The 9,578-nt window shown below is 66.4% G+C and carries 9 protein-coding genes and 2 pseudogenes; 4 read left to right on the forward strand and 7 right to left on the reverse strand.

The features are described 5' to 3' along the window. Positions 1 to 62 precede the first annotated feature (62 nt). From ACGLHR_RS38295 to ACGLHR_RS38310, 4 genes are all read right to left on the reverse strand, one after another. Positions 63 to 467, reverse strand: a complete 405-nt coding sequence (locus tag ACGLHR_RS38295) for an FKBP-type peptidyl-prolyl cis-trans isomerase (RefSeq protein WP_400100638.1) — start codon at positions 465 to 467, stop codon at positions 63 to 65. Between the two features lie 106 nt (positions 468 to 573). Next, positions 574 to 2,019, reverse strand: coding sequence for a short-chain fatty acid transporter (locus tag ACGLHR_RS38300; protein ID WP_400100640.1), 1,446 nt, complete (start codon positions 2,017 to 2,019; stop codon positions 574 to 576). A 10-nt stretch (positions 2,020 to 2,029) separates the two neighbouring features. Next, the gene (locus ACGLHR_RS38305; protein ID WP_400100642.1) at positions 2,030 to 3,007 is read right to left on the reverse strand and encodes an ornithine cyclodeaminase family protein; all 978 of its coding nucleotides are present in this window, start codon (positions 3,005 to 3,007) and stop codon (positions 2,030 to 2,032) included. Between the two features lie 46 nt (positions 3,008 to 3,053). Next, positions 3,054 to 6,482, reverse strand: a complete 3,429-nt coding sequence (locus tag ACGLHR_RS38310; protein ID WP_400100644.1) for a molybdopterin-dependent oxidoreductase — start codon at positions 6,480 to 6,482, stop codon at positions 3,054 to 3,056. 95 nt (positions 6,483 to 6,577) lie between these two features. On the opposite strand from ACGLHR_RS38310, the gene ACGLHR_RS38315 reads away from it, so the two are divergent. Continuing rightward, positions 6,578 to 7,495: a LysR family transcriptional regulator gene (locus tag ACGLHR_RS38315; protein ID WP_400100645.1), complete on the forward strand. Its 918-nt coding sequence runs from the start codon at positions 6,578 to 6,580 to the stop codon at positions 7,493 to 7,495. Positions 7,496 to 7,779: 284 nt separating this feature from the next. On the opposite strand, the gene ACGLHR_RS38320 is transcribed toward ACGLHR_RS38315, so the two are convergent. Next, positions 7,780 to 8,013: a GDCCVxC domain-containing (seleno)protein gene (locus ACGLHR_RS38320; RefSeq protein WP_400100647.1), complete on the reverse strand. Its 234-nt coding sequence runs from the start codon at positions 8,011 to 8,013 to the stop codon at positions 7,780 to 7,782. Positions 8,014 to 8,075: 62 nt separating this feature from the next. On the opposite strand from ACGLHR_RS38320, the gene ACGLHR_RS38325 reads away from it, so the two are divergent. The 3 genes and pseudogenes from ACGLHR_RS38325 to ACGLHR_RS38335 all read left to right on the forward strand — a co-directional run. Next, the gene (locus ACGLHR_RS38325; RefSeq protein WP_400100649.1) at positions 8,076 to 8,477 is read left to right on the forward strand and encodes a MerR family DNA-binding protein; all 402 of its coding nucleotides are present in this window, start codon (positions 8,076 to 8,078) and stop codon (positions 8,475 to 8,477) included. A gap of 86 nt (positions 8,478 to 8,563) precedes the next feature. Continuing rightward, a pseudogene (locus tag ACGLHR_RS38330) lies at positions 8,564 to 8,785 on the forward strand (thiamine pyrophosphate-binding protein); the annotation flags it as partial. After that, positions 8,778 to 8,966 (forward strand): annotated as a pseudogene (locus ACGLHR_RS38335) (thiamine pyrophosphate-dependent enzyme); the annotation flags it as partial. The pseudogenes ACGLHR_RS38330 and ACGLHR_RS38335, both read left to right, overlap by 8 nt. Before the next feature lie 11 nt (positions 8,967 to 8,977). Here ACGLHR_RS38335 and ACGLHR_RS38340 read toward each other — a convergent pair. Then, entirely contained in the window at positions 8,978 to 9,223 is a 246-nt protein-coding gene (locus ACGLHR_RS38340; protein ID WP_400100651.1) for a transposase, read from the reverse strand. Continuing rightward, positions 9,165 to 9,578, reverse strand: a 414-nt coding sequence (locus tag ACGLHR_RS38345) for a transposase (RefSeq protein ID WP_400100653.1), incomplete at its 5' end; no start/stop codon positions are given. The genes ACGLHR_RS38340 and ACGLHR_RS38345, both read right to left, overlap by 59 nt.

Here is a 9,578-nt window from a genome sequence, read left to right on the forward strand (position 1 = left end):
GGCGAAGTAACGCCCCGGCCGGGAGGCCGGGGCGTTGCGAAAAGCGGTGAGGCCGCGTCGCGTCAGCTGCCGATGCCCAGCAACTCGACTTCAAAGTTCAGCGTGGCGTTCGGCGGGATCGTGCCGGGCACGCCGCGCGCGCCGTAGGCGGTCGGCCCCGGGCAGACCAGCTTGGCCTTGCCGCCGACCTGCATCTTTTGCACGCCTTCGGTCCAGCAGGGGATGACGCGGTTCAGCGGGAACGAGATCGGCTGGCCGCGCTTGTAGGAGCTGTCGAACTCGGTGCCGTCAGTCAACGTGCCACGGTAGTGCACCTTGACCACGTCCGAGGCCTTGGGCGTGGCGCCGGTGCCCTTGACGATGTGCTGGATGGACATGCCGGACGGCAGGGTTTCCGCGCCCGGGGCGGCAGCGTGGGCGATGGAAGCCATTCCCAGGGCGGCAAGTAGCAGTGCGATCTTCTTCATGTGTCAGCTGGCAGAGTGGAGGGGAGAAGTTGGCCGGTCGCGCCGGCCGGAAAACCAGCATCTTAAACCGGGAACGGGATCCCTTGGCCACGCTGGCCAAGGCGCATCAAGGCATCACGGGCGGATGGTAGGGCAAGGTCGACGCAAACGCCCACAGCATGAACAGCACAAGCGGCGCGTGGACCAGCAACTGGGTAAAGGTGAACCCGACCACGTCCTTGGCCCGGATCCCCAGCACGCCCAGCAGCGGCAGCATCCAGAACGGGTTGATCAGGTTGGGCAGCGCCTCCGCGGCGTTGTACACCTGCACGGCCCAGCCCAGGTGGACTTGCAGCTCGTTGGCCGCTTGCATCACGTATGGTGCTTCGATCACCCACTTGCCGCCGCCCGATGGCACGAAGAAGCCCAGCACGGCGGAATAGACGCCCATCACTGCGGAAAACGATTCCTTGGTGGCGACCGAGACAAAGGCCGATGCCAGATGGTGCGACAGCGTCGTGCCATCCACGCCGGCTGCCTTGGTGAGGATGAACGCGATGCCGCCATACAGCGGAAACTGGATGAGCACGCCAGCGGTGGACGGCACGGACCTGGCCACCGCGCGCAGGAAGCGCTTGGGACGCCAGTTCAGCAGCATCCCGAGCATCAGGAACAGGAAGTTATAGGTGTTGAGGCTGGAGATCGCGAGGATCGGGTCCTTGGTGGTGAATTCGTGCACCAGCCATCCGGCGCCGAGGGCGACGATCAGCAGGGTCAGCAAGGGGCTGTATTCCAGCCATTCGCCGGGGCGCGTAGGGCGGCCAATGCCGTCGCCGGCATCGTCGAGATCCACGCCCATGTCCTGCGCGGTGCGCGCGCGCTCGCCCACCGGCGCTGAAAAGTACGCCACCAGCAAGGAGGCAGCGATCAGTACCGCCGTCATTGCCATCGATTGCCACAGGAAGATGGTCTGCGAAAACGGAATCACGCCGGTGACATCCAGCAGCGACTTGGGCAGGCTGGCGGGATTGGCCTGCAACTGCGCCGCGGACGAACTCAGTCCCAGCGCCCACGTGGCGCCCATCCCCAGGTAGGCGGCGGCGCTGGCCGCGCGATAGTCCACGCGCAGCCCGGCGCGCCGTGCCATGGCGCGCACCAGCAGCCCGCTGAAGATCAGGCTGATGGCCCAGTTGAGCAGCGAGGTCAGCAGGCTTACCAGCGCGACGAAGGCGATGGCGCCGCGCGCGGTGCGCGGCAGGGCGGCCAGCCGCTCGATCAGCAGGGAGGCCGGGGGCGAGGCCGCCACCACATAGCCCGAGATGGCCACCACCGCCATCTGCATGGTGAAAGGGATCAGGCTCCAGAAGCCGTCGCCAAACGCCCGCGCCACGCTTTGCGTGGGCGCGCCGATGGCCATCGCGCCGAGCGCCACGACGATCACAGCGATGGCGGCAAAGATGTATGAGTCGGGGAACAAGCGCTCGGACCAGTCGGTGACCTTGACGGCCAGCCGCTCCAGCCCGCCGCGGCCCGGGTTGTCCGGCGTGTCCAGCGATAGGGGGGTGCTTTTCATGGTTGTCTCCTTACATTGCCATGGCTTCTACGCGCGGCGTGGTGCCGTGCGAGCCTTCGAATCCTTCATAGGCCATGACCGCGGCCGCGAGATCTTCCAGCGCGGTGCCGACAGCCTTGAAGACGGTGATCTCGGTGTCATTCGTGCGGCCGGGATGGCGCTGCTGGCACAGATCCGCGAGCATGGCCCGGATGTCTGCCGCCATGAGCACGCCAGCCCCGATCGGGTGGAGCAGGTCGCCGGCCTTGAGCACGGCTTCGCTGGTATCGACGAAGACGGAGGTGGCATCGAAGCAGTCGTCGTCGGCCTCGCGCATGGCCGGCGTGAAGCCGCCGATCAGGTCCAGGTGGGTGCCGGGCCTGAGCCACGCGCGCTGCACGAGCGGCAAGGTGGAGAGCGTGGCCGAGGTCACGATGTCCGCGTCTTCGCAGGCGGCGGCGATCGTCGGGGCAAAGCGCGCGTCGAAGCCGTCGGCTTGTAGCCGTGCCGCCAGCGCTTCGCCCTGGCTCGCGTTGATATCCCAGACGGCAACACGCTCGATCGGCCTGACGGCCCGATAGGCATGGGGCAACAGGCTGGCGACGCGGCCCGCGCCGAGCACCAGCATCGACGCCGCCTCCTTCCGGCTCAGATAGGAGGCCGCCAGCGCCGACGCGGCGGCGGTGCGCCGGGACGTGATCTCGTTGCCATCGATCATGGCCAGCGGCTGGCCGGTGCGCGCGTCGTGCAGCAGGTAGGTCGAGTACAAGCCCGGCAGCCCGGACTGCGTATTGCCGGGGTAGATGGTCACGGTCTTCACGCCGAGGTAGGCGCCGGTTTGCCACGAGGGCATCAGCAGCATCGTTCCCGGCGCCGCGCCATGCGCATCGATGGCATGGCTGTGGCGCTGCGGGACCTCGCAGCCGCGGATAAGCGCGTCGCGCAGAGCGGGCACGAGTTTGCCGAACGGCAACAGCGCGCGGGTGGTGTCGGAGTCGAGTATCAACATGTTGGCTTGGGTGGGGTTGGAAGAAGGGCGGCAGCGCCGGGTGCGATCAGGCATTCAGCACGATGTCGCTGGCGGGAACGGCCTGGCACGCCAGGCACACGCCGGCATCCTCAGGTTCCTCGCCATGCAGGTGCCGGATGCGGCCGGACACGATGGACACCGCGCAACTCTCGCACTGGCCGACCCGGCAGCCGCTGGGCAAGGCCAGGCCGAGTTTTTCGGCGAATCCCAGCAAGGGTCCGTCCGCGCAGCGCCAGGTGCTGGTGGTGCCGGATCTGGCGAACACCACGTTGAACTGCTGGTCGGGCCCGGCGACCATGCGCTCGGGCGAGCGGAACACTTCCCGGAAGATGTCGGCGCTCGGCACGCCGCGGTCGGCAAGCGCATCGGCGAAGGCGGTCATCATCGGCGCGGGGCCGCACATGTAGAAGAGCGGGCGCTGGCCGAGCAGCCTGGCTGGGACATGCTCGGCGCTGACGCGCCCGGCCACGTCGTAGTCGACGCCGGGCACGTCGCATGCCGCCGGACGGTCATAGAAGTTGACGACCTCCAGCCCCGGGAGGGTTTGCCGCAGCGCCCGGACGCGCGACCGGAAAACATGGGCCGCGCCGTTCTGGTTGGCGTACAGCAGCAGCATCTTCGGGGGATCGGCGAGGCCGGCCAGCGATTCGAGCAGGCAGATGAACGGCGTGATGCCGATCCCGCCGGCCAGCAGCACCAGCGGCCGCCGGGTGCGCACCGGCATGACAAAGGTGCCGGATGGCGAGCGCAGGGCGACCGTATCGCCAACCGCAAGGCAGAGGTTGATATGCGAGGAGGCGCGCCCGAATACGGCCTCGCCGGTATCCGACCGGCCCGCCGCGCGGCGCACGGAGATGGTGTAGCCGCGCCGCCCCGGCAAGACGGCGGGGCCGGTAAGCGAATACGAACGCACTACTTCTTCGCCGGCGGGTGGCACGGTGAGCTTGATCGTCACATGCTGGCCCGGCTGGAAGTCCGGCAGGCCGCCGCCGTCGGCGGGTTCCAGGAACACCGACGTGACCTCAAAGGCCTCCTTCACGAGTTTGGCAACGCGGAAGGCGCGATAACCGTCCCACCGGCGGCGCGCCACGTCAAAAGCGGGATCGCGCTCCACATTGCAACGGTAGGCGCGCAGCGGCACGGAGCCGCTGACCGGGTCGATGCTGTCCGCTGCGATCAGGCCGTTGTAGTTGCTGTTGCCCGGGCCCGTGGCATCCAGCGCGGTTTGGCCAAGCCCATCACAACGCTGCCACCAGCCAAACTCCCCGACCACCACGCGCGGATGCAGGCCCTCCCTGATCTTGGCGATAAACCTTGCGCTGCCGATGGCCGTGGTCACCCGGATCGCATCGCCGCTGGCAATGCCGCGCGCGGCTGCCAGCGCCGCCGGGATTTCCGCTTCGGGCTGCAACGCGCGGCGCCGCAGCGAGGGCAGGCCGCGATGCTGGCTGTGGCAGTAGTAGCCGCTTTTGGCCGAGGTCAGGACGAAGGGATAGGCATCGCCAGACAGGCCGTTTGCGTCGTCAGCCTCTTCGGGCTGCTGGCCGGCGCGTGGCAGTGGCGGATAGCCGTGGCGCAGCAGCTGCTCGGAGTAGAGCTCGACCAGCCCCGTTTGTGTATGGAAAGCGCGCTCGCGCGGCCGGCTCGCATACTTGCGCTCCACGTCTGCAACGGGTACGCGGATGCCTTCCGGCTGCTCACGCAACTGGCCCACGGTCAGGCCGGAAGGGGCGAGCATATGATTCCATCCTGCCTCCAGGCTGCCGCCGAAGAACGCTTCCGACATGCCCAGCCTGACGGCAAGGCCGAACACGATGTCATTGTCCGAGCGCGACTCGCCGCGCGGCGACACCATGCGCTGGCGCAGTTGCACCAGTTGCTCGGCCTCGGCGGAGATTTCGAAGCCGATGCGCAGGCCTTCGCGCTCCCACGGCGTGTTGACCGGCAACAGGATATCGGCGTAACGGGAACTGGGCGTCTCGAACAAATCGCAATGCACGTAGAAGTCCAGGCTGCGCAGGGCGCGCTCGCCGTCTTCCACATCGGCTTGCGAGAGCAGGGGGTTGGTGCCGAATGCCACCAGGGTGCGTATGGCATAAGGCTGCGCGTGCAGGATGGCCCGGTAAAGGTCGCGCGCGGTGACCCATCCCTGCGCGGGCGGGCCGAGCGGCCTCGCGTCATGGCCTAGCGCCTTGCTCTTCTGCGCTGGCGGCAGCAGGTCGAAACTGCTGACCGGGTTGTACGGCGGCTTTTGATAGATGCGGTTGCCGCCCAGCTTGTCGAAGCTGCCGGTCAAGGCGTAGAGGCAGGCGATTGCCCGGTCCGTCTGGGTGGCGTTGTCGTGCTGGCCCACGCCGGACCAGGCGTGATAGGCCACGCGCCTGGCCGCGCCGAACAGGCTGGCCGCATGGCGGATATCCGCCTCCGCCACCCAGGTCAGCGCGGCGGCCACGTCGGCCGGATAGCGGGCGCATTCGCTGGCGTAAAGGTCGAAGGCGGGGCGGCACGCGAGCGTGGCCGTGGCGTGGCTCACCTCGAACGTGCCTCTTAGCGCAACCCGCTCGTTGTCCCCACCGGCCAGCGTCGACGACGGCCGGGCCTGCCCGGCATGGGCATCCCAGACCAGGTAGGCATCGCCATCGGCCAGCCCCACGTCGCGGCCACGCAGGAAGCGCCCGTTGTCGCTGCGCACCAGCAAGGGGCCATTGGTCCATTGCCGCAAGAAGCCGAGGTCGAATGCATTGGCTTCGATCAGCAGGTTGGCGATCGCCAGGGCGAGCACGGCGTCCGTGCCCGGCCGCACGCGCAGCCATTGCTCCGCCTGGCTCGCCAGCGCCGTTTCCCTGGGGTCCACCACCAGCAGCTTCGCCCCGGCGGCCCGGCCGGCGCCAATCGCCTCGGCCTGCGACAGCCAGGTATTGGTCGGGTTATGGCCCCACAGCACGATGAGCTCCGCGTTGCGGTAATCCGCGGTCGGCATGCCGCAGCCGAAGGTGAAGGCGTGCGCGTAGTCCTTGTGCCAGTTGCAGATTTCCGTGGCGTAGCAGGTGTTAGGGCTGCCAAAGAGCCGGATAAACCGCTCGATCCAGTCGATGCTGTCCGACAGCGGCGTGCCGCTCGGCGTGGTGACGGCAAAGGCCACCGACTCGGCACCACCCTCGCGCCTGGCCTGCAGCATGCGCTGCGCGACCTCGGCCAGGGCCGCCTCCCAGCTGATGCGCTGCCAGCCGGGATCGGCATCGGTCTTGGGGTTGGTCCGGCGCATCGGGTACAGGACACGGTCCGCGCTATGGACCAGTTCCGGCGCGGATTTGCCTTTCATGCACATCGCCTTGCCCGTCGGATGCGAGGGATCCGGGCGCACGGCGATCAGCGCATCGTTGGCCACTACGTTGACCGTGCCGCATCGGGAGCGGCACAACGTGCAGTAGCCGCGCTTATCTTCCTGGATCATGGTTGTCACCGCATCTTGTCTCTTGACTGGATGCTAGCTAGCATGGGGAAGTATTTCTAATTCATAATTTCGACATAGCAATATCGGAAAAATCGATGCTCCCAACTTTGAAGCAACTGCAGCATTTCGTGGCGATTGCCGAGACCGGGCAGGTGTCGCGCGCGGCGCTTCGTTGCCATGTCTCGCAGTCGTCCATGACGGCCTCGCTGAAGACCCTGGAGGAGGCGGTGGGTGTGCGGTTGTTTGCCCGGCATGCCGGCGGCGTGCGCCTTACCGAGGCCGGTACGCGTTTCCTGCGGCATGCGCAGCAGATCGAGGACGCCGTGCTGGATGCGGTGGAAGCCGTCAGCGTGGCGCCGGTCGATATCAAAGGCACGGTGCGCATGGGCGTGACGGAGACCATCACGGCCTACGTGCTGCCCGGCCTGCTGGCATCCATCGAGCGAAAGTTTCCCGGGCTCCGGCTTGAGGTGCTGGAGCGGGAGCGCCATGACATCGAGCGGGGCATCTTGCGTGGCGAGATCGATATTGCCCTGCTCCTGGTCTCGAACCTGCCCGGACTCGACCACGTCACGTGCGAGACGCTGCTGCGCTCGCCAAGGCAGCTATGGGGCCACCCCGAGCACCCGCTGATGATGGCGGACCGCATCGCCCTGGCGGACGTGGCACGGCATGACTACATCCTGCTCGACATGGACGAGCATATCGCCACGGTCGGCAAATACTGGGGGCAATATGGCCTGGCGCCCCAGGTCCGCTACCAGAGCTGCTCGATCGAGGCGGTGCGCAGCCTGGTCGCGGCCGGTCGCGGGATCGCCATCCTGTCCGACCTGGTTTACCGGCCCTGGTCGCTGGAGGGGCAGCGGATTGTGCGGCGCGGGATTGCCGACAAGGTGCCGTCGATGGACGTGGGGCTGGTGTGGAAACGGGAATCCGCCACACCGGGCAATGTGGTGGCGCTGGCAGACTACCTGCGCAGTGCGCTCAAGGGCAGGCAGAGGGCGCGGATGTGAGCTGCGGGCCCGTGCCAGGGTCAGTGAGGGTCAGTGGCCAGCGCCGGACTCCCGCGGCCGCAAGGCAGGACCCGGCTGGCTGCTCCCGGCCGGCTCGCGGGCTTTGCGCAAGATCCGTTGAAGCTCGTTTTCCGCAATCACCCCTTCGCTGCACGCGGGGCACTTGAGCACGGTCAGGAGGATGGACGCGCCCACCTCGGGCCCGTTTATCTCCAGCGTTGTCGCTGACAAGTCAGATTTCCTGCAGCTTGGACATAGCATGGTGCGAGGGGGGCGATGAGGGGTCAGGGAGCAGGCGCGAAGCATCGCTTGCGCTGGCCAGGTTCTTGCTGGCGCGGCGGGCAGCGGGTATCGCCATAGGAGCAGAACACGCAGCAGTCCCCGGGCTTGGGTTTGAGCACGGCGTTGCAGCGCTCGCACGCATAGAACCACTGGCACGCGTCGGTGGGCATGTTCTCGGCGCGCCGGTGTCCGCAATGTGGACAGGTGATGATCGAGTGCAGCAGGACTTTGCCCATCCCCTTCCCTTAAGGCCAGCTTGCACGTAGTCTAGGTGCGTACTCAGGTACGGAGTCAAGCGATGGCATCGACACTGACGATCGGGCAGGTGGCCAAGGCGGCAAATGTGGGCGTGGAAACGGTGCGCTACTACCACCGGTGCGGCCTCTTGCCGGTCCCACAGCGAGCGCCTGGCGCCATCCGGCAATATCCACGTGAAAGCCTGCGGCGGCTGATCTTCATCCGCAGAGCCCAGGCGCTTGGATTCACGCTGGATGAAATCCGCGCCTTGCTGCAACTCAATGACGGTAGCACGTGCGGGACCGCGCGCACGCTGGCCGAGCGCAAGCTCCAGGCGGTGGAAGCGCGGCTGCTGGAGTTGCAGGCGCTGCGTACCGACCTGCACAGGTTGATCGGGCAATGCCACGCCAATGGCTGCACCGGCTCGTGCCCCTTGATTGACACATTGTGCGCGTCCAGTTAGCCGTCCAGCTCCCCGCGCGACATGTATCTTCCACAGTGCTTGCACGGCGCCGACATGACGCGCTCACTCCTACCAGGAGAAAACCGATGGCTGGAATGACAGTGGCCGACATCCTGACGGTGGCCGGCGTGCAGCGCATCTACGGGCTTGTCGGCGATTCGCTCAACGGCCTGACGGACTCGCTGCGCCGCAAGAACACCATCGACTGGATCCACGTGCGGCACGAGGAAGTCGCGGCGTTCGCCGCGGGCGCCGAGGCGCACCTGAGCGGCAAGCTGGCGGTTTGCGCCGGCAGTTGCGGCCATGGCCAATGCCTTGCCGCAGGCCATCGGCGCGCAGTCGTTGTTTCCACAGCGGCAGGTGGTGGCCATGTGCGGTGACGGCGGATTCTCGATGCTGCTTGGCGACCTGCTCACGCTGCGCCAGCACAACCTGCCGGTCAAGGTGGTGATCTTCAACAACGGCAACCTTGGCTTTGTCGCCATGGAAAATGAGGTTCGTCAGACAAATGTGTGGGTTGACGAAGGCTCGGGAAGGCTCCCAAGTGCATGATATAGCGCGATTTCCGTCGCCCGGAAGGTTCGGAATCCGTATGATTTTCTCATGGTGACTTTGGCCTTGTTGTTCAGACCCTCGACGACTCCGCTGGAGAACTGCTTGCGCGCACGGAAGTAGTTGAGGATCAGCTCACGGTGGGCACGCACGGTGCGGGAGAACTTCTTCATGGGTTCGATGCGCGAGCGCATCACCTGAGTGCACCACTAATTTTCCGGCCCAGTCCGGTGAGATGTAATCCCAAAGCTGCTGGAATTCCTCTTTGAGCAGCCAGGCGCGTACGGTGCGCAGGTTGTACTGCAACAAGTCACGCATGCGCAGTCGCTGTTTGTCGGTCAAGTTTTCCGGGCGTTTGAGCAGGCACCAGCGGGACTTCTTGAGCACCGGCTCGTATCCATCGCGGACCATGCGGCGTGATTCTTCAGCGCGGACCTCATCGATGGCCTTATTCATCTTCGCAACGATGTGGAAGCGGTCCAGGATATTCAGCGCATTGGGGCAATGCAGCGCTATCATCTCAAGGTAGGGCTTCCACATGTCCGAGCA

Source organism: Cupriavidus sp. CuC1, from assembly GCF_044627735.1.
GTDB lineage: Bacteria > Pseudomonadota > Gammaproteobacteria > Burkholderiales > Burkholderiaceae > Cupriavidus > Cupriavidus ulmosensis.